A 23370-nucleotide genomic window follows, 5' to 3' on the forward strand; every position below is an offset into this window, starting at 1 on the left:
CGGAACGCCCGGTCACCGGTCGACCGGTCACCGGGACGCGGCCGGTGGAACGCCTGTTCACTGGGACGGGTGGGCGGCGGAACGCCCGGTCAGCGGGACGCCGGACTGAGCCGACGGCCGACGGCGCGCCGCCCCCGGTGGAGTGACGGCGCACCGCTGGGAGTGGGCCTCAGCCCACCGACGAGTAGGCCACCACTCCTCGCAGCAAGGCCTCCACCGCCTTGCGGGCGTTCTTCGCGACCGTCGAGTTCCCGCTGCCCGAGACGGGGGCGGCGGCCGCGATCTGGCCGAGGACGTCGATGACCTGCTTGCACCAGCGCACGAAGTCACCGGCCGGCATCTCCGCCTCGCGCAGCACCTCGTCGAGGCCCTTGCCGGACGCCCACTCGTGGGCGGCCCAGGCGAAGCCGAGGTCCGGCTCGCGCTGGCCGACGCCCTCGGTCTGGTTGATCCCGAAGTCCTCCTCCAGCGCGTCGAGACGGCCCCAGATGCGCACCATCTCGCCGAGCGCGGCCTTCGCCTTGCCGGACGGCACCTTCGGCGCCATCGCGTCGTCGGCGACCCGGGACTCGTACACCAACGCCGAGACGCAGGCCGCGAGTTCGGCCGGGGAGAGCCCGTCCCAGACGCCGGCGCGCAGACATTCGCTGGCCAGCAGGTCGAGTTCGCCGTACAGGCGGGCGAGCCGCTTGCCGTGCTCGGTCACCTCGTCGGAGCGCAGATAGTCCAACTCCGTGAGGAGGGCGACGATCCGGTCGAAGGTGCGGGCGATGGTGTTCGTCCGGCCCTCGATACGACGCTCCAACTGCGAGGTGTCGCGCTGCAGTCGGTGGTAGCGCTCGGCCCAACGGGCGTGGTCCTCACGGTCGTTGCAACCGTGGCAGGGGTGCGCGCGGATCGCCGTGCGCAGCCGGGCGATCTCACGGTCGTCGGCGGCCTCGGCGCGCTTCTTGCGGTGCCGGTCCGGGACGATGTGCCCGGCCTTGGTGCGCAGGGCGGACGCCAGGTCCCGACGGGACTGCGGCGAGCGCGGGTTGAACGACTTGGGGATGCGCATCCGGTCGAGCGCCTCGACCGGCACCGGGAAGTCCATCGAGGCCAGCCGCTTCACCTGACGCTCGGCGGTGAGCACCAGCGGGCGCGGGCCGTCGTGCTGCTCGAAGCCCCGGTGGCCGTTCGACCGGCCGGCGGGCAGCCCCGGGTCCAGCACCAGCGCGAGCCCCGCGTACTTGCCGGTCGGCACATGGATCACGTCACCCGGCTTCAGTTTCTCCAGGGCGACGGCCGCCTCGGCACGGCGCTCCGACATGCCCTGCCGGGCCAGCTCGGTCTCGCGGTCCTTGAGGTCGCGGCGCAGCGCCATGTACGCGTCGAAGTCCCCTAGGTGACAGGTCATCGACTCCTTGTAGCCCTCAAGACCCTCCTCGTTGCGCTGCACCTGCCGGGAGATCCCGACGACCGACTTGTCGGCCTGGAACTGCGCGAAGGACGTCTCAAGCAGCTCGCGCGAGCGGTGCCGCCCGAACTGCTCGACCAGGTTCACCGCCATGTTGTACGACGGCTTGAAACTGGAGCGCAGCGGATAGGTGCGGGTGCCCGCGAGTCCCGCGAGGTGCTCGGGGCTGAACCCGCGCTGCCACAGCACGACCGCGTGGCCCTCGACGTCGATGCCGCGGCGGCCGGCGCGGCCGGTCAGCTGGGTGTACTCGCCGGGGGTGATGTCGGCGTGCTGCTCGCCGTTCCACTTGACGAGCTTCTCCAACACCACCGAGCGGGCGGGCATGTTGATGCCCAGCGCGAGCGTCTCCGTCGCGAAGACCGCCTTGACGAGGCCGCGGACGAACAGTTCCTCGACGACCTCCTTGAAGGTGGGCAGCATGCCCGCGTGATGGGCCGCGATGCCGCGCTCCAGGCCCTCCAGCCATTCGAAGTAGCCGAGGACGTGCAGGTCCTCGTCCGGGATGGAGGCGGTGCGCTCCTCGACGAGTTCACGGACGCGCACCCGCGCCGCGTCGTCGTTCAGCCGCAGACCGGCGTACAGGCACTGCTGCACCGCGGCCTCGCAGGCCGCGCGGCTGAAGATGAACGTGATGGCGGGCAGCAGCCCCTCGGACTCGAGCCGCTCGATGACCTCGGGGCGGCCGGGCGTCCAGATGCGAGAGCGCTGTCTGCGCTCACGCTCCCGGTCGGCCTCGCGCATCGCGCGGCCCCGCTTACGGTCCTGGTACGACGGACGGCTCGCCTCCATGCGCGCCATGCGCGTGAGGTCGGGGTTGACCGCCTTGCGCTGGCCCTCGCCCTCCTCGAAGAGGTCGTACATCCGTCGTCCGGCCAGCACATGCTGGAACAGCGGGACGGGCCGGTGCTCGGAGACGATCACCTGGGTGTCGCCGCGCACGGTGTCCAGCCAGTCACCGAACTCCTCCGCGTTCGACACGGTCGCCGACAGCGACACCAGGGTCACCGACTCGGGGAGGTGAATGATCACTTCCTCCCAGACGGCGCCGCGGAAGCGGTCGGAGAGGTAGTGCACCTCGTCCATCACCACATAGCCGAGTCCGAGGAGGGTCTGCGAACCCGCGTACAGCATGTTGCGCAGGACCTCGGTGGTCATGACGACCACCGGTGCCTCGGAGTTGACGCTGTTGTCGCCGGTGAGCAGGCCGACCTTGTCCGCGCCGTAGCGGCGGCACAGGTCGGCGTACTTCTGGTTGGAGAGTGCCTTGATCGGTGTCGTGTAGAAGCACTTCTTGCCCTGCTGGAGGGCGAGGTGGACGGCGAACTCGCCCACGATCGTCTTGCCCGAGCCGGTGGGCGCCGCCACCAGCACCCCCTTGCCCGCCTCGAGCGCCTGGCAGGCCTCGATCTGGAAGGGGTCGAGGCCGAAGTCGTACATCTCGCGGAAGGAGGCGAGCGCGGTGGCCTGCTCGGCAGCGCGCCTGCGTGCTGCCGCATACCGCTCGGCCGGTGAGAGGTCCTCTGTCATCGTGCTTTCGAGACTACCGGGAGCCACTGACATGAGGACGATCATTATCCGTATCAGATGCCGTGAAACCTCGGATCCCCGCAGCTCAGGGAAGCGCGACGCGTACGGCCGCCGGTACGCACTGCGCTGTGAGGGGCAGCGGTCCGAGCGGCTCCCCGTCGGCGTAGCCGGTGATGCCCTCGGCGAGGAGTTCGACGCGGGCCGCCCGGTGCACGCTCACCACGGGATGGTCGACGTGGGTGCCCCGGTAGACCCTCGGGAAGATCTTGAGCAGCGTCGTGCGGGTGCAGTCCCCGACCACGGTTATGTCGAAGAGGCCGTCACCGAGGTCCGCGCCGGGGCAGATCCTCATGCCGCCGCCGTACGACGATCCGTTGCCGACGGCCACGAGCGTCGCCTCGGTCTCCAGGGTCTCGCCGTCGTCCAGCGTGATGCGGTACGGGAAGGGCCGGAAGGCGGCCAGTTCGGCGAGCATGGCGACGTCGTACTTGAAGCGGCCGACGGGCAGCCGCATCCGGTTCCCGCGGTCGTTGACCCGGGAGTCGAATCCGGAGGCGAGGACGGTGCCGAACCAGGTGCCGTTCACCCGGCCCAGGTCGACATCGCGCAGCCGGCCGGCCTTCAGGGCGTCGGCGATCAGGCGTCCCGAGGCCGCCGGGTCGCCCACGGGCAGGCCGAGAGCGCGCGCGAAGTCGTTGCCGGTCCCGGCGGCGACCAGGCCGAACGGGGTACGGGTCCCGGCGACCGCCTGGAGGGCGAGGTTCGCCATGCCGTCACCGCCGACCGCGACGAGGGCGCCGGTACCGCCGGCGACCGCCTCGCGCGCCCGCGCGAGGGCGTCCGCCGCGTTGTCGCCGAGGACCGTCCGGACGGAGAATCCCGCGGCGCGCAAAGCGGAAGCGGCCGGCAGCGCCGCTCGGGCGCCCCGGCCGCGGCCCGCGGTGGGGTTGACGAAGAGGGTGATCTCGCTGGTCACAGGGTGACCCTACGAGGTCCCGGGCTTCGTCAGGTCACGTCGTCATAACCGTTGACCCGGTCCGTGTTGGCCTGCTCCGGAAGGGTCCGGCTGGACGTCACGGTCTCGATCTCGCCGATGTCCTCGGGGCTGAGGTCGAGCTCGGAGGCCTCGTCGTCGGCCGGTCCTGACTCATCGCGCCGACGCTTGCGCCGGTCGTTGAGCAGCGAGAAGACGACCGCACCGAAGTACAGGATCCAGATCGGCCCGGCGAGCGCCATCATCGTCAGCGGGTCGGTGCTGGGAGTGGCGACGGCGGCGAACACCGTGATGCCGATGATCATGCCGCGCCACCAGCCGAGCATGCGCTGACCGGTGAGGATGCCCGTGAGGTTGAGCATCACCAGGAGCAGCGGCAGCTCGAAGGAGAGCCCGAAGACCACCACCATGCGCGTGACCAGGTCGAGCAGATCGTCCAGCGGCAGGAGGTTCTTGACGCCGCTCGGCGTGAACTGCATCAGCACCTTCGCCGTGGTGGGAAGCACCTTGTAGGCGAAGAAGGCGCCGCCGAAGAACAGCGGGACGCCGGTACCGACGAACGCGTACGCGTACTTCTTCTCACTCTTGTGCAGACCCGGCGCGACGAACGCCCAGAGCTGGTAGAGCCAGACCGGCGAGGCGAGCACGACGCCCGCCATCAGGGAGACCTTCAGCGCCAGGGTGAACGGGGCGAGCAGACCGTTGATGGTGATCTGCGCGCACTGATGGTTCTTGGGCTGCTTCGCCAGCTCGGCGAAGGTCTCCGGACACCCGATGGAGTCCAGGACCGGCTTGGTGAAGAAGTTGATGATGCTGTTGTAGTAGAAGGCCGCGACTATCGTCACCAAGACGATGGCCAGCACCGCCTTCGCGAGCCGGTTGCGGAGCTCGCGAAGGTGGTCCGCGAGGGGCATGCGCCCCTCGGGGTCCCTCTCCGTGTTGCGGGCAGACTTGAGCAACCCACATCCTCATCTCATGCGGCGGGCCGGATGTCACCGGCCCTGCGTCAGCGCTGGGTCGTGTCCGTCGGCTCGTTGACCGGGCGCGAGCTGGTCACGTCGCCGGGAGCGGCCTGGATCGTGCGCTGAGCGGGGGTCTGCTCGTCGGTGCTGGGCGAACCGGCCTGGGCCGGGGCGCTGCCCTCTTCCTTCATCGCCTTCGCCTCGCTCTTGAGGATCCGGGCGGACTTGCCGAGGGAGCGCGCCATGTCCGGAAGCTTCTTCGCGCCGAACAGCAGGATGATGACGACGAGGATGAGAATGATCTCGGGAGCTCCGAGCCTTCCGAACATAAGTGTTTACCTTCTCACCGAGGCTGCATGGTCGGGGTGCTGTCCGATGGATCGGACATGTGTCCGATCCTCGTGTTGTCAGCGATCGTAACGCTCAGGGGTGAACGCGGGGCAATCCCTGTGCGTACTCCCAGTTCGCGGCCCGCGCCTCATTCTCCGGGCCGCGACCCTGAGCGTACCTGGCCCGAGCATGAAGTTGACAGGCTGGCGTGACTCATTGCGCATCCATGGAACGACTCATACCGCATCCATAGAGCGTGCGGCCCCGACGGCGGCCCGTTCCAGGTCGTCGGAGGCCGTGCCGATACGGCGCGCGGAGTCGGCCACCTGCCTGCCCAGGCGCTCCGCTTCCAGGAAGACACGGACGGCGAGCACTCCGAGAACCGTGATTCCCAGAAAACCCGCGGCGATCGCAAACATCGGCCAGAACATGACGACGACCCTAGAGGGTGGAGTGCACCCGCAGCGTGCGGACCCCGCCCCCGGTGAGCAGTTCGACGATGCGTTCTCCCGCCGGCTTGCGGACGGCGGAACCGCACGCGGGGCAGGTGAACGAGTAGAACGTGGTGCGGCTGCTGACGCCGATGGCCAGGCGCAGGGCGCCCGGCGTGAGCTCGAAGCCGGCCCGGCAGTCGGGACACGCGGCCTTGAACATCACCTCGACCACCCTTCGCATCCCCGCGAAGGCCGTCCCGACGGACATCTCCGGCGCACCCGAGGGCAGCCCCGCCCGCCCCGGCCTGCCCGGCGCTCCCGAGGGCACCCCGGTACGAACGGGCCTGCCCGGCGTCCCCGAGGGCACCTCGGTCCGTCCCGGCGTCCCCGATGACGCCCCGGTGCGACCCGGGATACCCGCCCGCCGTACGGCACCCGGCTTCTCCGAGGTGCCCGGCCTTCCCGGCGCACCAGACATCGACGACGTGCTCAAAGCCCTCGCTCCCGCCCCTCGTACGGTCTGTCCACGGCCCCTTCGAGCCCGTCCGGCCCGTCGTAGGCGGTGAGCGCCTCACGGGCCGCGCTCCGGGCACTGTCCGCCAGGTCCCGCGGCGAGACGATCCGGCCGTCACCACCGAGACGCAGGGCCAGCCGCCGCAGCGACGTGGGATCGGGGGTCCGCAGAGTGATACGCAGCCCGCCGTCCGGCAGCTCGACCGCGCTGTCGTGCGGGTAGTACTCGGCGACCCAGCGCCCGCCGGGACCGACCTCGACGACCACCTCGGGATCCTCGGCCGCGGGCTGGACCAGCCCCTCGGACAGGTCCCGCAGCTCGACCTCGGGCGGCGCGGACGGCTCGTCCAGGATGCGGATCTCGGCGACCCGGTCGAGCCGGAAGGTGCGACGCGCCTCCGAGCGTCGGCACCAGGCCTCCACATACGTGTGACCGACGCTGACCAGGCGGATCGGGTCGATCTCGCGTTCGCTGAGCTCGTCCCGCGAGGGCGAGTAGTAGCGGATCCACAGCCGGCGCCGCTCGGAGATCGCCCGGTCCACGTCGGCGAAGACGCCGCCCTCGGACTCGAAGGTCACCGACAGCCGGGAGCTGGCACCCGCCGCCTCCCCCGAGGCGGCCTCCACCTTGGCGGTGGCCCGCAGCAGCGCCTGCCGGTCGCCCTCGCGCAGACCGGGCAGGGTGGACACCGCGCGGGCGGCCACCAGCAGCGCGGTCGCCTCGTCGGCGGCGATCCGCAGCGGCTCGGCGACGTCGTCGGGGTTGTGCCACCAGATCCGGTCGCCGTCGGTGTCGATGTCGAGGAGATCCCCGCCGCGGAAGCTGGTCCCGCACAGCGGCAGCACGTCCAGGTCGGAGATCAGCTCGTCCTCGGTGATCCCGAAGGCACGGGCGACATCACCGACACGGGCGCCGGGGCGCTCGCGCAGATACGTCACCAGGGAGAGCATCCGCCGCGTCTGGTCGATGGCGTTCGTGGGCCTGGCCGGTTTTCCTGCCACTTTCTTACGTTTCCCCTCAGCCCTTGGCCACGGCGCGCAGCCGGTCGACCACATCGGCCCGCAGTTCGGCGGGCTCCACGACCACCACGTCCGGCCCGAACTCGACGAGCCAGGCGTCCAGTCCGTGCCCGTACGGAATCTCCAACTCGTCCCAGCCCCCGCCCAGTTCCCGTACGGAGACAGCCTTGGACCGCAGCGGGTAGCCCGAGCCGGAACGCAGCCGGATCAGCGCCGAGCGGTCGGTGATCTCCCCCGCCCAGCCGGCGACCGTCTCGCGCACGGTGACGACATCGGGCACCTCGGCCGTGTACCGGCCCGCACGCGCGCGGACCTTGCCGGTGATCCGGGAGAGCCGGAAGACGCGCTCGGCGGCCCGGTCACGGTCCCAGCCCGCGAGATACCAGTGACCGCGCCAGCACTCCAGGGCCCAGGGTTCGACATGCCGGGTCTCGGGGTGCGCGGCGGTGGCCTTGCGGTAGTCGAAGACGACCGTGCGGCGGTCACGGCACGCGAGCATCAGAGGCTCGAAGGCGGCCTCGTGGACGGGGATGTGCGGCTCCAGGGCGCCATGCGAGCCGTACGGGTCCACGTCCTCGGGCAGACCCGCGGCGCGCAGCTTCTGGAGCGCGCCGCTCGCCGCACCGGCGAGCCGGGCCTGCTGCCAGACCTTGGCGGCCAGACCGAGGGCGGCGGCCTCCTCGGCGTCGAGGGTGATCGGCGGCAGGCGGTTGCTGTCGCGGCGGGCGAGGTAGCCGACCTCGCCGTCGAGGTTCTCCACCGTCTCGATGACCAGGCCCAGTTCGCGCAGATCGTCCTTGTCGCGCTCGAACATCCGGTTGAAGGAGTCGTCCGAACCGGCTTCCAGATAGGCCTCGATGGACTCGCGGAGTTCGCGCTTGCTGAGCGGCCGCCGCGTCCCGAGCAGACACAGTGCGAGGTTCATCAGCCGCTCGGCCTTGGCAATGGCCATCGACGCCCTTCCTATGGTGCTTCCGACCGATGACCGTACCGCTCCGGAGTGTCGCGGCAAAAGCCGAGGGCCCATGCCCGGACAGGCATGGGCCCAGATGATCGGATCCGGTCAGACCCTGATCACACGGCGTACGAAGATCGGACCGGACCCTTGTCCGTGATCCGCCCCTCATGATCCGTTCCTCCCGACGACCGGACCGGGGTGCGGTCCGGCGCCGGTCTCAGACCGCGACCAGGTCGCAGACGAAGATCAGCGTCTCGCCGGGCCCGATGGCACCGCCGGCGCCACGGTCGCCGTACGCGAGGTGCGCCGGGATGACCAGCTGGCGGCGACCGCCGACCTTCATGCCCTGCACGCCCTTGTCCCAGCCACTGATGACCTGGCCGACGCCGAGCTTGAACTCCAGCGGGGTGCCGCGGTTCCAGGAGGCGTCGAACTCCTCACCGGTGGAGAAGGCCACGCCCACGTAGTGGACCTTGACACGGTCGCCGGCCTTGGCGACGGCGCCGTCGCCCTCCCAGATGTCCTTGATCTCGAGGTCCGCCGGGGGCTCGCCGCCCGGGAAGTCGATCTCGGGCTTCTCGATGCTCACGTCTTTGCTCCTGCTTGTGTACGTATGGGCAACACTGACAGTCTTACATCACCGACGGCCTTACATCTTCGCCAGGATGTCGACGGAGAAGACGAGCGTGGAGTCCTTCTTGATACCGCTGCCGGCCGGCGGGTTGTCGGCGTAGCCCAGCTTCGGCGGGATCACGATGAGGACACGGCTGCCCACCTTCTTGCCGGTCAGCCCCTGCGCCCAGCCCTTCACGACCTGCTGCAGCGAGAACGACGTCAGCTGGCCGCGCTGGTACGTCGAGTCGAACTCCTTGCCGCTGTCCCAGAGCACACCCTCGTACTGCACCAGGACAGCGCTGTCGGCCTTGACCACGTCACCGTCGCCCTCGATCACGTAGTTCGCCACGAGCGCCGTGGGAGGTTTCGACTTCGGCACCGTGATCTTGGGGGCGGCGCCGTCCGTATTGGTCCCGACCTTCGGCAGCGCCGCGTCGCTCTGCGCGACGTTCTTGCCCTTGGCGGAGCTCTTCGAGTTGAACGTGTTCTCGATGTCGACGACGAACACCAGCGTGTCGGTGCCCTTGATACCCGCCTTCGCGTTGCCCTGAGTGCCGTAGCCCCAGGTCGGGGGCACGGACATCTCGACGCGGCTGCCGGCCTTCTTGCCCACCAGGCCATAACGCCAGCCGTCGATGATGCCGCCCTGCGCGAGCTGGATGACCAGCGGCGTCTTGCGGTCGTAGGAGTTGTCGAAGACCTTCGCCGTGGCCCAGATCTGACCCAGGTAGTTGGCCTGGATGTAGTCGTTCTCCGCGACCGTCTGGCCGCCGCCCGCGATGACCGTCCGGACCGCGAGGTCCTTCGACGGCTCCCCGGTGCCCTTGGCGACGGTCGGCTTCTCACCGAACTTCGTACCCGCGGTGATCGCCGGCAGCGGACCGTCGACGATCTTCGGCGGGGGCGGCGCGGAGGCCGCGGCCGAGGCCGAAGGCGACGGGCTGCTGCTGGACTTGGCCGTGTCTGACTTGCCGTCGTCACCGCATCCGGCGAGTGTGACCAGTCCAGCGGGTACGGAGAGAAGAAGTGAGCGTCGGCGCACGGTGGAGGCCTCGTATCGGTCGATCTTGGTTGATGGCGTGCGCGCAACTCTACGACGTGAGAAGGGCGCCGTACGGAAAACGTACGGCGCCCCGCGTTGCGTTCCGCTTCACCCGCGGAACTACCGGCTCACATTCCGGCGATGAGCTTCTCCACCCGGTCGTCCACCGAACGGAACGGGTCCTTGCACAACACCGTGCGCTGCGCCTGGTCGTTCAGCTTCAGGTGCACCCAGTCGACGGTGAAGTCCCGGCGCTGCTCCTGAGCACGCCGGATGAAGTCGCCGCGCAGCCGCGCCCGAGTGGTCTGCGGCGGCACGGACTTGCCCTCGAAGATCTTCAAGTCGTTACAGATCCGCGCGGCTTGTCCCTTCCTCTCCAGCAGGTAGTAGAGGCCACGACGACGGTGGATGTCGTGGTAGGCGAGGTCTATCTGCGCGACCCGGGGGTGCGACATGGTCATGTTGTGCTTGGCCCGGTACCGCTCGATGAGCTGGTACTTCATGACCCAGTCGATCTCGGTGCCGATCCGGTCGAGGTCCTCGGCCTCGATCGAGTCGAGCACCCGGCCCCACAGTTCGAGCACCTGGTCGACGGTTCCGGTCCGGATGCCGCGGCGCTCGACGAAGTCCACGGCCTTCTCGTAGTACTCGCGCTGCACCTCCAGCGCGGAGGCCTCACGGCCACTGGCCAGGCGCACCTTGCGGCGGCCCGTGATGTCGTGGCTGACCTCGCGGATCGCCCGGATGGGGTTCTCCAGCGTGAGGTCGCGCATGACGGTGCCCGCCTCGATCATGCGCAGCACGAGGTCGGTGGCACCGACCTTGAGGAGCATGGTCGTCTCGGACATGTTCGAGTCGCCGACGATGACATGCAGCCGGCGATAGCGCTCGGCGTCCGCGTGCGGCTCGTCACGCGTGTTGATGATGGGCCGGGAGCGGGTCGTCGCGGAGCTGACGCCCTCCCAGATGTGCTCGGCTCGCTGGCTGACGCAGTACACGGCACCGCGCGGGGTCTGCAGCACCTTGCCGGCACCGCACAGCAGCTGCCTCGTGACGAGGAACGGAATGAGGATGTCCGCGAGCCGGGAGAACTCCCCGTGCCGGGCCACCAGATAGTTCTCGTGGCATCCGTAGGAGTTGCCTGCCGAGTCGGTGTTGTTCTTGAACAGATAGACGTCGCCCGCGATTCCTTCCTCGTGCAGGCGTCGTTCGGCGTCCACCAGGAGTCCTTCGAGAATGCGCTCGCCGGCCTTGTCGTGGGTGACGAGCTCCGTCACGTTGTCACATTCGGGTGTCGCGTATTCCGGATGTGATCCCACGTCGAGATAAAGGCGGGCACCGTTCCGCAGAAAGACATTGCTGCTGCGGCCCCATGACACGACACGGCGGAAGAGGTACCGCGCCACCTCGTCGGGAGACAGGCGGCGCTGTCCCCTGAACGTACACGTGACGCCGTACTCGTTCTCCAGCCCGAAAATGCGGCGGTCCATGACTGAACATTACGCCCGATCCCCTGAGCTGAAACGGGGTTCGACGGCTCGGTTTGGATCATTTTCCGATGAGACCGCAACGACCGCACCCCTCCCGGTAGCTGCGAGGACCCGGCCCGTGGCCAGCAGAACCACCAGCGCGGCGGCGCCCGCGACCCCCGGAACGGCGAAGCCCCGCGCCGCCCCGCCCCCCTCGACGACCGGCCCCGCGAGGCCCGTTCCGACCGACGCGCCGACGGTGAACGTCGTCACAAGCCAGGAAAAAGCCTCGGTGACGGTTCCGGCCGGAGCGTGCCGGTCCACCAGCACGAAGGCGCAGGCGATGCAGGGCGCGAGGAACACCCCGGCGAGCGCGGCCAGAGCGGTCATGGCGACCGGACCTGGCACCAGCGTCAGCGGGACGTAACACACCGCCAGAAGGGCGACGAGCACCCGCAGTCGCCGCTCAGGCGCCCCGCCCCACCGACGCGCGCCGTACACCACCCCGCCGAACAGCGCGCCGAGACCGATGCCCGCCATCAGCCAGCCGTACACCGCGTCCCCGCCGTGCGCGTCGGCGTACGACACCGCGGCGACCGTGATCGAGCCGAGCGCGATCCCGACGAACAGGAAGGCCCCGAGCAGGGCCAGCAGCCCGGGTGAACGCAGGGCTCCGAGCCAGTGCGCCTCGCGCGGGGCCGAACGCCACGCCCGCGAGGGCGGCGACAGGACCACGGAGAGGGCGCCCAGGACACCGATGACGCTCAGGATCAGCAGCGCCGCCCGCGCGGACCAGAGCGAGACGCACAACGTCACGAACAACGGCCCGACGGTGAACATGACCTCCTGCGCCACGGCGTCCATCGCGTACGCCGTGTGCACCTGCTCCTCCCTGCGCAGCACGGAGGGCCACAGCGCCCGCAGGCCGCCCTCCAGGGGAGGCGTGAAGAGCCCGGCCACGGCCATCGCGGCACAGGCCAGGCCCGGCCGGCCCGTCCCGACGAAGGCGAAGACGCACATCCCCAGGGCCGAGACGACCGCCGCGGGAAGCTGCACCCGCGGTTGCCCGAAGAGATCCACGAGGCGGCCGAGCAGCGGCTGCCCCACCGCGTTGGCCACCCCGTACACGGCGGCGAGCGCGCCCGCGAGGCTGTACGTGCCGCCCTCGGCCCGCACGAACAGCACGACGGCGATGGCCGCCGTGGCGTTCGGCAGCCGCCCCACCAGTGTGCCGACGAGCAGCCGGGCGGCGTGCCTCGCCCGGAGGATCTCCAGGTATCCCGCGGCCATGTCGTGCCCTTCTTGTAGCGCGCGACGTTCAAGTGTTACGTATAACGTCTCCATCCATACGTACCATGTGCGCTGTCCGCGAGTCCAGACGAAGGAGCAGGCCGACGGTGGCAAGAGGTAGTACGCGCCCCACCAGCCGGGACGTCGCCGAGGCCGCCGGGGTGTCCCAGGCCGCCGTCTCCCTGGTCCTGGGCGACAAATGGCGCGGCCGGGTCTCCGCGGCCACGGCGGAACGCGTCCGCGACGCGGCCCAGGAGCTCGGCTACCGCCCGAACCTCGCCGCCCGCAACCTCCGCCTCGGCCGCACCCGCACCGTCCTCCTCGTGGTTCCCGCGCTCACCACGGAGTTCTTCGCCGGCGTCTACACCGGCGCGGCCCGCGTCGCCGCCCAGCACGGCTTCGGCGTGGTCCTCTACCCCTCCCCCGAGGGCATCGGCCCCGCCCGCGACCCCTTCGGCTCCGCCCAGGCCGCCCTCGACGGCGTGATCGCCTCCTCCATGGCCGCCGACGCCCTCACCGCGATCCGCGGCGACCAGCTCCCCCTCGTCATGCTCGACAGCGACCCGGCCGGCAGCCAGGGCGCCGCGACCGTCAACCTCGACATCGCCGACGGCGTACGCCAGGTCACCGGCCACCTCCTCGAACTGGGCCACCGCCGCTTCCTGCACCTCGCCGCCGACATCCCGTCCTGGACCTTCGAGGTCCGCGCCCGGGAGGTGGCCTCCTGCCTCGTCGAGGTCCCCGGAACCAGCCTGCGGGTCGCCCGGGCGCCCATCTCCTTCGAGGACGCCCTGGCCGCGGCCCAGACGGCCCTCTCCGCCCCGGGACCCCGCCCCACGGCGGTGATCTGCGACGACGACAAACTGGCCGCCGGCGCCTACAAGGCAGCCCGCCGCCTCGGCCTGCGCATCCCCGACGACATCTCCATCACCGGCCTGGACGACCTCGCCCTGGCCCGCGCCCTCGACCCGGAACTCACGACGGTCCACCTCGACGCCGAACGCTTCGGCGAGCAGGGCATGAAGGCCCTCCTGGCCGTCCTGGACGGCCGCACACCGCCCCAGGAGGACATCCCTGTCGAACTGGTCGTACGGGGCTCCACGGCCCCTCCAGGCGCGTAGACGCCACCCCTTACGCCCCCGGCCCACCGGACCCGGGGGCGTAAGGCCGAAGCCCGCGTACGGAAGGGGCCGCGCCGGCGTGCACCGGGGCGGCCCCTTCCGTACGAGCACCCAAGCACGGGGGCTCAGGTCGAACCACGACCTCTACTTCTCGTCGTCGGCGTCCTCGGCCTCCGTGGCGGTCTCCGCTCCACCGGCCTCCAGCAGCCGGGACAGCTGGCGGCCGACGATCCGCTTGAACTTCCGCTTCTGCGGGCGCGTCCGGTCCAGCACCGCGACCTCCAGCCGCTCAGCCGGAATCTCCCGCTCGCCACCGTTCGGCTCCCGGGACAACGACTGAACGGCCAGCTTCAGGGCCGCCGCCAGCGACATCCCGTCCCTGTGCTGCGTGTCCAGATAGGTACTGATCTGCTCGGCATTGCCGCCCACGGCGACCGAACCGTGCTCGTCCACGATCGAACCGTCGTGCGGCAGCCGGTAGATCTGGTCACCGTCGGGCGTGTCGCCGACCTCGGCGACCACCAGCTCCACCTCGTACGGCTTCTCCGCCGCGGACGAGAAGATCGTGCCCAGCGTCTGGGCGTACACGTTGGCGAGACCACGGGCCGTCACGTCGTCCCGGTCGTACGTGTAGCCACGCAGGTCGGCGTAACGCACACCACCGATCCGCAGGTTCTCGTACTCGTTGTACTTGCCGGCGGCCGCGAAGCCGATCCGGTCGTAGATCTCGCTGAACTTGTGCAGCGCGCGGGACGGGTTCTCGCCGACGAACACGATGCCGTCGGCGTACTGCAGCACGACCAGGCTGCGACCACGGGCGATGCCCTTGCGGGCATACTCCGCCCGGTCGGCCATCGCCTGCTGGGGTGAGACATAGAACGGAGTCGACACCGGCTATCCGTCCCTTTCTGTCGAAGTCACTGGATCACCTGGGAAAAGAGGACCGGTCTCAGAGCAGCGCGGCACGCGGGCCGTCGGGCTGCTCGAGTCGCCGCTCCAGGATCGCGCGGGCGATCTCGGAGGACTCCTCGTCGGTGAGCCGGCGGAAGCCGCTCTCGGTGATCACGGTGACGATCGGGTAGATCCGGCGCGCGACATCGGGACCACCGGTCGCCGAGTCGTCGTCGGCCGCGTCGTACAGGGCCTGGACGACCAGCGTCGTGGCCTGGCTCTCCGTCAGGTCCTTGGCGTAGAGCTTCTTCATGGCACCGCGCGCGAAGATCGAGCCGGAGCCCGTGGCCGCGTAGCCGTGCTCCTCGGAGCGGCCGCCGGTGACGTCGTAGGAGAAGATGCGGCCCCGGTCGCGGTCCACGTCGAAGCCCGCGAAGAGGGGGACCACGGCGAGGCCCTGCATGGCCATGCCGAGGTTGGAACGGATCATCGTGGACAGGCGGTTCGCCTTGCCCTCCAGGGAGAGCGTGGCGCCCTCCACCTTCTCGAAGTGCTCCAGCTCCAGCTGGAACAGCTTCACCATCTCGACGGCGAGGCCGGCCGTACCGGCGATGCCCACCGCCGAGTACTCGTCGGCCGGGAACACCTTCTCGATGTCACGCTGGGCGATGACGTTCCCCATCGTGGCCCGCCGGTCACCGGCGAGGACGACTCCGCCGGCGAAGGTGACGGCGACGATGGTCGTGCCGTGCGGGGCCTCGATCACACCCTGGACGGGCGGCAGTTGCCGCTTGCCGGGGAGCATCTCCGGCTGGTGGTCGGACAGGAAGTCCATGAAGGACGACGACCCGGGCGTCAGGAAGGCAGCCGGTAGACGCCCGGTGCTACGAGTGTTGGCTTCCACGGGGATCCTTCCAAGTAGGCGGCAGCCCGACGAACTGCGTCGGGATCATCTCCCAACTTGCCGATGGCCGAATTGCAGTTGAAGCACAGTACGCCACGGACACTACCCGTCTTGTGGCAGTGATCCACATGAATGGCGGGAGCTTTCAAGCAGATCACGCAGAGCCCCTTTTGAGAGGCGACCATCTCGTCGCGCCGGGCCTCGGTGAGGCCGTAGCTGCGCTTCAGATGTCCCGCGCGGCCATCGGCGGCTCGGCACACCTTGCAGCGCTTCGACAGCCCGTCCGAAGCCGTTGCATGGCGATGCCACTCACTCCACGGCTTGACCTCACCGCGTTTGACGCAGAGCTTGTGCCCCTCGGGCACCTCCATCTGCGGGCGCACTTTGCGCCCGAGACTCAGCTGACGCTTCCGGTCACACTCAGACGCGCAATCTCGACAGCGGTGCTGCAGACCGTCCAGATTGGACCGCTTCCGAGCGAAGTCTGCGTGCGGCTTGGTTTCACCGCACCGCACGCAGCGCTTCACGCCTTCTTCGTTCCCCAACACCGAAGCCCCCGCTACCTCGGATTCGAAGGCTACTCGCCGCCCTTCTGAACGAAGCTACGGACGAAGTCCTCGGCATTTTCCTCGAGTACATCGTCAATTTCGTCAAGAACCGAGTCGACGTCGTCGCTCAGCTTCTCCTGGCGTTCCTTGAGGTCGTCGGTCGTCTTCGCGTCCTGCGACTGTTCCTCGACCTCCTCGGTGGAACGCGTCGCCTTCTGCTGTCCGCCGCCGGTGTCCTTGGTCGCCATAACCCTCACCCCGCTCGGTTCGACGTTCTTGATCAGACCCTACAAGCAGGGTCCGACATCGGCCCCGCAGTTGCCACAACGTACGGGGACCACCTCGATGATTCCCGTAACGCCGGTATTCCACCCCGTCCGGCCGGTGCCGTCCGGGCGGAAGCTCAGTTGCCCGACAGGACCCTGACCAGGTCCTCGGCCGTACGGCAGCGGTCCAGGAGCTCCTTGACGTGATTACGCGTTCCGCGAAGCGGCTCCAGGGTTGGGACGCGCTGGAGCGAGTCCCGGCCCGGCAGATCGAAGATCACCGAGTCCCAGGAGGCCGCCGCCACGTCGTCCGCGTACTGTTCCAGGCAGCGTCCGCGGAAGTAGGCGCGGGTGTCCTCGGGCGGCGTCGTGCGGGCCCGCTCGACCTCGCTCTCGTCCAGCAGGCGCTTGATCTTGCCCCGGGCCGCGAGACGGTTGTAGAGGCCCTTCTCGGCGCGCACGTCGGCGTACTGGAGGTCGACGAGGTGCAGCCGGGCGGCGTCCCAGTCGAGGCCGTCACGGCGCCGGTAGCCCTCCATCAGCTCCCGCTTGGCGACCCAGTCGAGCTCCCCGGAGAGGCTCATCGGGTCGTTCTCCAGGCGGTTCAGGGTGTCCTCCCAGCGCAGCAGGACGTCCTTGGTCTGCTCGTCGGCGTCCGCCCCGAAGCGCTCCTCGACGTACTTGCGGGACAGCTCGAAGTACTCCATCTGGAGCTGGACCGCGGTGAGCGTGCGTCCGCTGCGGAGTGTGACCAGTCGCTTGAGGGTCGGGTCGTGGGAGACCTGGTGGAGGGTGCGTACGGGCTGGTCGACGGCCAGGTCGACGGCGATGAAGCCGTCCTCGATCATGGAGAGGACCAGCGCCGTCGTGCCGAGCTTGAGATAGGTCGAGATCTCGGAGAGGTTCGCGTCCCCGATGATCACGTGCAGCCGGCGGTACTTCTCGGCGTCGGCGTGCGGCTCGTCACGGGTGTTGATGATGGGGCGCTTGAGTGTGGTCTCCAGGCCCACCTCGACCTCGAAGTAGTCGGCGCGCTGGCTGAGCTGGAAGCCGTGCTCGTGTCCGTCCTGGCCGATACCGACGCGGCCCGCTCCGGTGACGACCTGGCGTGAGACGAAGAACGGTGTCAGGTGCCGCACGATGTCCGAGAAGGGGGTCTCCCGCTTCATCAGATAGTTCTCGTGCGTGCCGTACGAGGCGCCCTTGTTGTCGGTGTTGTTCTTGTAGAGGTGGATCGGCTGGGCGCCCGGGAGCTGGGCCGCTCGCTCGGCGGCCTCCGCCATGATGCGTTCGCCGGCCTTGTCCCACAGGACGGCGTCCCGCGGGTTGGTGACTTCGGGGGAGCTGTATTCCGGGTGTGCGTGGTCGACGTACAGCCGTGCCCCGTTGGTGAGGATGACATTGGCCAGGCCGATGTCCTCGTCGGTGAGCTGGCTGGAGTCGGCGGTCTCCCGGGCGAGGTCGAAGCCTCGCGCGTCCCGCAGCGGGTTCTCCTCCTCGAAGTCCCAGCGGGCGCGGCGCGCCCGGTGCATCGCCGCCGCGTAGGCGTTGACGATCTGGGACGAGGTGAGCATGGCATTGGCGTTGGGGTGACCGGGGACGGAGATCCCGTACTCCGTCTCGATGCCCATTACTCGCCGTACGGTCATGCGGCCCTCCTTGCCCGGCGGCGCCCTCGGTCGGGGGCGCTGCTCAAGTACCGCTGGCGCTCCGGTGCGTGTGCGGTGCCCGTCCCCGCACTGCGCGACTCGGCGGTACGAAAGAGCCTAGAGCGCCTTTGCACTGGTGGGGAGATCATTTGCGTCATTGCTGTCGTCCAGCCCTGTCCTGAAAAGCAGTCGGCTGCGGGTACCCGTGAAGGGGACCCGCAGCCGCCCTGTCTTTTACAGGTACTGACCGGTGTTGGCCACCGTGTCGATGGAGCGTCCGGTGTCCGCGCCCTGCTTTCCGGTGATGAGCGTACGGATATAGACGATCCGTTCACCCTTCTTTCCGGAGATCCTGGCCCAGTCGTCCGGGTTGGTTGTGTTCGGCAGGTCCTCGTTCTCCTTGAACTCGTCCACGCATGCCTGGAGGAGGTGGGAGACCCGGAGGCCCTTCTGACTGTGCTCCAGGAAGTCCTTGATGGCCATCTTCTTGGCGCGGCCCACGATGTTCTCGATCATGGCGCCGGAATTGAAGTCCTTGAAGTAAAGGACTTCCTTGTCACCGTTGGCGTAGGTGACCTCCAGGAAGCGGTTCTCCTCGGATTCGGCGTACATCTGCTCCACGGCTGTCTGGATCATGCCGTGGACGGTGGCCGCCCTGTCGCCGCCGTGCTCTCCCACGTCCTCCGGGTGCAGCGGGAGACGCTCGGTGAGGTACTTCTGGAAGATGTCCTTCGCCGCTTCGGCGTCGGGGCGCTCGATCTTGATCTTCACGTCGAGCCGTCCGGGCCGCAGGATGGCGGGGTCGATCATGTCCTCGCGGTTCGAGGCGCCGATCACCACCACGTTCTGCAGGCCCTCCACGCCGTCGATCTCGGCGAGCAGCTGCGGGACGATGGTGTTCTCCACGTCCGAGCTGACGCCCGATCCACGGGTGCGGAAGAGGGACTCCATCTCGTCGAAGAAGACGATGACGGGGGTGCCCTCGCTAGCCTTCTCCCGTGCGCGCTGGAAGATGAGCCGGATCTGCCGCTCGGTCTCACCGACGTACTTGTTCAGGAGCTCGGGGCCCTTGATGTTGAGGAAGAAGCTCTTGCCGGTGGCCTGTCCGGTCACTTCGGCGACCTTCTTGGCCAGCGAGTTGGCCACGGCCTTGGCGATGAGCGTCTTTCCGCATCCGGGGGGCCCGTACAGCAGGACACCCTTGGGCGGCCGCAGTTCGTGCTCCTTGAAGAGGTCGGGGTAGAGGTACGGGAGCTCGACCGCGTCGCGGATCATCTCGATCTGGCCGCCCAGACCGCCGATCTGCTCGTAGCCGATGTCCGGGACCTCTTCGAGGACGAGTTCCTCGACCTCGCTCTTCGGAACGATCTCGTAGACATAGCCGGAACGGGGTTCGAGGAGCAGGGCGTCCCCGGGACGGATATTGACGTCCAGGAGCGGCTCTGCGAGCCGTACCACCCGTTCCTCGTCGGTGTGCCCCTGCACGAGGGCGCGCTCGCCGTCCTCCAGGATCTCCTTGAGGGTGACGATCTCGCCCAAGCTCTCGTACTCCATGGCCTCGACCACGTTGAGAGCTTCGTTGAGCATCACTTCCTGGCCGCGCCTGAGCTCGTCGAGCTCCACGCTGGGGCTGACGTTCACCCGGAGCTTGCGGCCCCCGGTGAAGATGTCCGCCGTGCCGTCCTCGTTCGCCGTGAGGAAGACACCGAAGCCGGCCGGCGGCTGTGCGAGCCGGTCGACTTCTTCCTTGAGGGCCACGATCTGGTCGCGGGCCTCACGGAGTGTGTTGGCGAGCCGCTCGTTCTGTGCGGACACGCCTGCCAGGTTCGTCTGCAACTCGACGATCCGCTCTTCGAGAATCCTCGTGTGCCGCGGAGAGTCGGCGAGCTTGCGTCGCAGGACGGCGATCTCCTGCTCAAGGTAGGCAATCTGCCCGGCGGGGTCATCGGACCCTCGTCCCGGGCGGATGCCGCGGTTCATGTCGTCGTCGTGGGCTGCCACGGTCCTCACCTCCTCCAAGGGGAGCTGGACGCTTCCAGACCCTACCTGGGTGGGTGTCGATTGAAACCCCTAGATCACAAAGACTGTCGGGGTGTGTCCGATCTTCACCCTTGCGCTCTCCCTCACGCCAGGGGAATACCCACCGAACATGATTGGGAAGCGGGCGGAGGTAGGGTCGAAGTGTTCAACACCCGTCAGAGCTGGCCCGATTCCCCAGTCTTCGGTCCGCTCGACGCAGAAAAAGGCAGGAGAAATGACCGTGCAGCAGGAGGCCGGAGTCGACGGCGAGGCGCTTGAGGTCTGGATCGACCAGGATCTCTGTACCGGCGACGGGATCTGCGTCCAGTACGCGCCCGAGGTCTTTGAGCTGGACATTGACGGCCTGGCCTATGTGAAGAGCCCCGACGACGAGCTCCTACAAACCGTGGGCGCCACAACGCCCGTACCGCTGCCGCTTCTGCGCGATGTGACGGACTCGGCGAAGGAGTGTCCGGGGGACTGCATCCACGTCCGTCGCGTTTCGGACAAGGTCGAGGTCTTCGGCCCCGACGCGGAGTGACCTTCCGGGCACTCCGCGTCACCCGATGCCTGGTTCCTCACACCCTCCGCGCCGCGGAGGGTGTTTTCTTTTGTCGGGGTCTCGCGCCGGGGGCGCGCTCACACACTCCGTGCTTCGGACGGTGTCGAGCGGATGAACGCGCCGTTCTTCCACTGCCACTTGGCGTTGTCCTTCAGGTCCGGGCAGCAACTGGGTACGTCGGCCGAGGAGTAGCCGAGGAGAGTGGCGGTGACGGCTCCGTCGCGCACCGCGAAGTCCGTGACGCTCAGCCGGTCCTTGGGATCGACCAGGGTCGCCACGACCCGGGGCTGCTTGGCTCCCTCGGCCTGGGTGAGGACGTAGACGCCGTTGGGCGGGGTGCCCGAGCCGGCGTCGCAGCGGACGACGGCCACGGTCTCCGGGCGGCCGTCGCCGTCCAGGTCTCCGGAGGCTTTCTTCTGCACGAGCACCTTGGTGGGTCCGCAGGTGATCGGGAAGTCCACGCCGGTCGGGTCGGGGGCGGCCACCGGGGCCGTCGCCGGTTTCTGGCCGGCACCGGGCTGGGCCGCCCTCGCCGGATCGGGGTGAAGGACGGACGACAGCGCCACGACTCCGGCGATGGCGGTGGCCGTGGCGACCCACTGGATGGGGCTGGTCTGCGTGTGCGCCAGTTCCGGGACAACGGATTGCTGCACTAGGAGTGTCTCCCGCGAGGGCTGTGCCGGTGGGGGTGGGGGTGACCCGCATGGTGCCACACGTCACAGCCTGGTGGAACGGCGGGGTCCGGACTCGTGAAGAGTGCCGGCGGAGTTTCCGGCACGATCCTGGCACGGCCCCGTCCGGGCCGCCGGGAGGGCCGCCGGGAGGGCCGCCGGGAGCCGGTCCTGGAGGACGCGGAGCCCGGCTCCCGGCGGCCTATCCGCAGTCCGCCTTCCGTACCCGCCTCCGGGCTGGCTGCTGGGCTGCCGGGTGGCAGTCCTGGAGGACGCGCAGCGCCCTGCTTCTCGGTCCGTTCGCAGACCGCCTTCCGTACCCGCTTTCCGGCGTGCTGCTGGGCTGCCTGGGGCAGTCCTAGGGGACACGGAGTCCGGCTCCACGGTCCGTCACAGGCCGCCCCCGGCGGGCTGCTGGACCACCGGGAAGGCTGCCGGGTGGCAGCCCTGCCCTGGGGGACGGTGGGCGCCCGGCTCCCCGGTCGGCCCGCAGACCATCTTCCGTACCCGCTTCCCGGCGGGCTGCCGGGTCGCGGGGAGCGCTGCCGGGGGCAGTCCTGGAGGACGCGGCGCCCTGCTCCTCAGTCGGCCCGCAGGCCGCCTTCCGTACCTCTTCCCGGTGGGCCGGGCGGACCTGCTGCCGGGCTCGGGGCGGACTCTTCGGGGGCTTCCGTGCGGTCCACCGGCGCACTCGGCAGGCGCGTCGGTGGAGGTTCGCGGCAGACCCTGCGACTGCCTTCCGCGCGACCTGTCCGGGCGCACGCCAGGCGTGCGAGCGGGACTGCCGACAGTCCCGTCGACCGACGTCCGGGCCACCTGCCGGCGGCACTCGGCGGACCCGGACCCTCCTCCTGGCGGACCCGTACCGGAAGTGTTCCCTGCGGCCTCTCGGCCTGCACGGCGGGCGCGCGCCGGGCGGGCTCCCGGCAAACCCTCCGGCTCCCTGCCTGTCACCCTTCGGGCCGCCTGCCGGCGCGCACTGGGGATCGCGCGAAGACTTTCGGATGACCCGTCAGGAGCCTTGCGAGCGGCCTGCCGACGGACTCGGCGGGGCTGCCGGCCGGAGCCGCGGCAGGCCGGGCAGGTTCGTCCACCGGTTCTGATGATGCGTCAACGGAGAAGCACTGTGGCCGAGTTCCCGGGACGTTCGGGGAACTCGGCCACAGTCGTGGTGCGTTGGGTACGTCAGCGGGCGGTGCCGCCGTCGGCGTTCGGGCCGGAGTAGTCCTCGCCGTACGAGCCCTTGGAGGGGCGGCGGCGGCGCATGGGCGGCTCGACACCGTCCGCGAGGCGGCGGGCGGTGAGCAGGAAGCCGGTGTGGCCGATCATCCGGTGGTCCGGGCGGACGGCCAGGCCCTCGATGTGCCAGTTGCGGATCATCGATTCCCAGGCGGTGGGCTCGTTGAAGCAGCCGATCTCGCGGATCGACTCGACGGTCCGCGCGAGCTGGGTGGTGGTCGCCACGTAGCAGCAGAGGATGCCGCCGGGGACCAGCGCCTTGGAGACGGCCTCCAGGCACTCCCAGGGAGCGAGCATGTCGAGGATGACGCGGTCGACGTCGGCGTCGTTCAGGTTGTCCTGGAGGTCGCCGACGGTGAGCTGCCAGGCGGGGTGCGGTCCGCCGAAGTAGCGCTCCACGTTCTGCTGGGCGATCTCGGCGAAGTCCTCGCGGCGCTCGTAGGAGTGCAGCATGCCCTGGTCGCCGATGGCGCGCAGCAGGAAGCTGCTGAGCGAGCCGGAGCCGACTCCCGCTTCCACGACGCGGGCGCCGGGGAAGATGTCGGCGAAGGCCAGGATCTGCCCCGCGTCCTTGGGGTAGACCACGGCGGCGCCGCGGGGCATGGACAGGACGTAGTCGGGGAGCAGGGGGCGCAGCGCGAGATAGGCGACGTTCCCCGTGGTGCGGACAACGCTGCCCTCGGGAGCACCGATCAGCTCGTCGTGGGGGAAGGAACCCTTGTGGGTGTGAAAGTTCTTCCCGGCCTCGAGCGTGAACGTGTAGTGGCGGCCCTTGGGGTCGGTCAGCTGAACCTGGTCCCCGACCTTGAAGGGCCCGCGCCTGCGGGCGGCACCGGTCGGTTCGGACATGTGAACAGCCTACCGGTCCCGGGCAGGGCCGCCGACCA

At 69.3% G+C, this 23370-nt stretch carries 22 protein-coding genes; 2 read left to right on the forward strand and 20 right to left on the reverse strand.

From position 1 onward, the window contains the following. Positions 1-169: 169 nt before the first annotated feature. From ACZ6KY_RS24910 to ACZ6KY_RS24965, 12 genes are all read right to left on the reverse strand, one after another. On the reverse strand, positions 170-3031 hold the full coding sequence (locus tag ACZ6KY_RS24910; RefSeq protein WP_469312496.1) for a DEAD/DEAH box helicase: 2862 nt from the start codon (positions 3029-3031) through the stop codon (positions 170-172). A gap of 40 nt (positions 3032-3071) precedes the next feature. Continuing rightward, a complete protein-coding gene (locus ACZ6KY_RS24915) occupies positions 3072-3962 on the reverse strand; it encodes a diacylglycerol kinase (protein ID WP_469312497.1) in 891 nt (296 codons plus the stop codon). 29 nt (positions 3963-3991) lie between these two features. Beyond that, entirely contained in the window at positions 3992-4939 is a 948-nt protein-coding gene (gene tatC, locus ACZ6KY_RS24920) for a twin-arginine translocase subunit TatC (protein WP_469312498.1), read from the reverse strand. 47 nt (positions 4940-4986) lie between these two features. After that, positions 4987-5271, reverse strand: a complete 285-nt coding sequence (gene tatA / locus ACZ6KY_RS24925) for a Sec-independent protein translocase subunit TatA (protein WP_469312499.1) — start codon at positions 5269-5271, stop codon at positions 4987-4989. A gap of 237 nt (positions 5272-5508) precedes the next feature. Next, positions 5509-5703 carry a hypothetical protein gene (locus ACZ6KY_RS24930; RefSeq protein WP_355839826.1) on the reverse strand — a complete coding sequence of 65 codons (195 nt, stop codon included), beginning with the start codon at positions 5701-5703 and terminating at the stop codon, positions 5509-5511. 10 nt (positions 5704-5713) lie between these two features. Further along, positions 5714-5974 carry a hypothetical protein gene (locus ACZ6KY_RS24935; RefSeq protein ID WP_469312500.1) on the reverse strand — a complete coding sequence of 87 codons (261 nt, stop codon included), beginning with the start codon at positions 5972-5974 and terminating at the stop codon, positions 5714-5716. Positions 5975-6195: 221 nt separating this feature from the next. Beyond that, on the reverse strand, positions 6196-7221 hold the full coding sequence (locus tag ACZ6KY_RS24940) for a helix-turn-helix transcriptional regulator (RefSeq protein WP_469312501.1): 1026 nt from the start codon (positions 7219-7221) through the stop codon (positions 6196-6198). A gap of 16 nt (positions 7222-7237) precedes the next feature. Beyond that, positions 7238-8191, reverse strand: coding sequence for a helix-turn-helix transcriptional regulator (locus ACZ6KY_RS24945; RefSeq protein WP_469312502.1), 954 nt, complete (start codon positions 8189-8191; stop codon positions 7238-7240). A gap of 223 nt (positions 8192-8414) precedes the next feature. Beyond that, on the reverse strand, positions 8415-8786 hold the full coding sequence (locus tag ACZ6KY_RS24950) for an FKBP-type peptidyl-prolyl cis-trans isomerase (RefSeq protein WP_469312503.1): 372 nt from the start codon (positions 8784-8786) through the stop codon (positions 8415-8417). Between the two features lie 60 nt (positions 8787-8846). Further along, positions 8847-9854: an FKBP-type peptidyl-prolyl cis-trans isomerase gene (locus tag ACZ6KY_RS24955; protein WP_469312504.1), complete on the reverse strand. Its 1008-nt coding sequence runs from the start codon at positions 9852-9854 to the stop codon at positions 8847-8849. A 128-nt stretch (positions 9855-9982) separates the two neighbouring features. Further along, positions 9983-11344, reverse strand: a complete 1362-nt coding sequence (pafA, locus tag ACZ6KY_RS24960) for a Pup--protein ligase (protein ID WP_355769317.1) — start codon at positions 11342-11344, stop codon at positions 9983-9985. 9 nt (positions 11345-11353) lie between these two features. Beyond that, positions 11354-12613 carry an MFS transporter gene (locus ACZ6KY_RS24965; RefSeq protein ID WP_469312505.1) on the reverse strand — a complete coding sequence of 420 codons (1260 nt, stop codon included), beginning with the start codon at positions 12611-12613 and terminating at the stop codon, positions 11354-11356. A gap of 107 nt (positions 12614-12720) precedes the next feature. Between ACZ6KY_RS24965 and ACZ6KY_RS24970 the strand changes: the two genes are divergently transcribed. Beyond that, positions 12721-13734 carry a LacI family DNA-binding transcriptional regulator gene (locus ACZ6KY_RS24970; protein WP_469312506.1) on the forward strand — a complete coding sequence of 338 codons (1014 nt, stop codon included), beginning with the start codon at positions 12721-12723 and terminating at the stop codon, positions 13732-13734. A 144-nt stretch (positions 13735-13878) separates the two neighbouring features. Here ACZ6KY_RS24970 and prcA read toward each other — a convergent pair whose 3' ends face one another. The 6 genes from prcA to arc all read right to left on the reverse strand — a co-directional run bounded on the left by prcA (position 13879) and on the right by arc (position 19993). Beyond that, positions 13879-14625, reverse strand: a complete 747-nt coding sequence (gene prcA / locus ACZ6KY_RS24975; protein WP_328556497.1) for a proteasome subunit alpha — start codon at positions 14623-14625, stop codon at positions 13879-13881. 58 nt (positions 14626-14683) lie between these two features. After that, the gene (gene prcB, locus ACZ6KY_RS24980; protein ID WP_328556496.1) at positions 14684-15529 is read right to left on the reverse strand and encodes a proteasome subunit beta; all 846 of its coding nucleotides are present in this window, start codon (positions 15527-15529) and stop codon (positions 14684-14686) included. Then, complete coding sequence (locus ACZ6KY_RS24985) at positions 15481-16074, reverse strand: endonuclease VII domain-containing protein (RefSeq protein WP_469312609.1); 594 nt, start codon at positions 16072-16074, stop codon at positions 15481-15483. Before ACZ6KY_RS24985 ends, prcB begins: the two co-directional genes overlap by 49 nt. A 32-nt stretch (positions 16075-16106) precedes the next feature. Continuing rightward, the gene (locus tag ACZ6KY_RS24990) at positions 16107-16325 is read right to left on the reverse strand and encodes a ubiquitin-like protein Pup (RefSeq protein ID WP_469312507.1); all 219 of its coding nucleotides are present in this window, start codon (positions 16323-16325) and stop codon (positions 16107-16109) included. 155 nt (positions 16326-16480) lie between these two features. Beyond that, a complete protein-coding gene (gene dop, locus ACZ6KY_RS24995; protein ID WP_469312508.1) occupies positions 16481-17992 on the reverse strand; it encodes a depupylase/deamidase Dop in 1512 nt (503 codons plus the stop codon). A gap of 234 nt (positions 17993-18226) precedes the next feature. After that, entirely contained in the window at positions 18227-19993 is a 1767-nt protein-coding gene (gene arc, locus ACZ6KY_RS25000) for a proteasome ATPase (RefSeq protein WP_469312509.1), read from the reverse strand. 253 nt (positions 19994-20246) lie between these two features. Between arc and ACZ6KY_RS25005 the strand changes: the two genes are divergently transcribed. Next, a complete protein-coding gene (locus tag ACZ6KY_RS25005; RefSeq protein WP_401333784.1) occupies positions 20247-20552 on the forward strand; it encodes a ferredoxin in 306 nt (101 codons plus the stop codon). A gap of 98 nt (positions 20553-20650) precedes the next feature. On the opposite strand, the gene ACZ6KY_RS25010 is transcribed toward ACZ6KY_RS25005, so the two are convergent. Further along, positions 20651-21226: a hypothetical protein gene (locus ACZ6KY_RS25010; protein WP_469312510.1), complete on the reverse strand. Its 576-nt coding sequence runs from the start codon at positions 21224-21226 to the stop codon at positions 20651-20653. Between the two features lie 1203 nt (positions 21227-22429). Beyond that, positions 22430-23332 (reverse strand): tRNA (adenine-N1)-methyltransferase, encoded by a 903-nt coding sequence (locus ACZ6KY_RS25015; RefSeq protein WP_469312511.1) that lies wholly within the window; start codon positions 23330-23332, stop codon positions 22430-22432. Positions 23333-23370: the final 38 nt, after the last annotated feature.

The organism is Streptomyces sp. NPDC042002 (genome assembly GCF_055588305.1).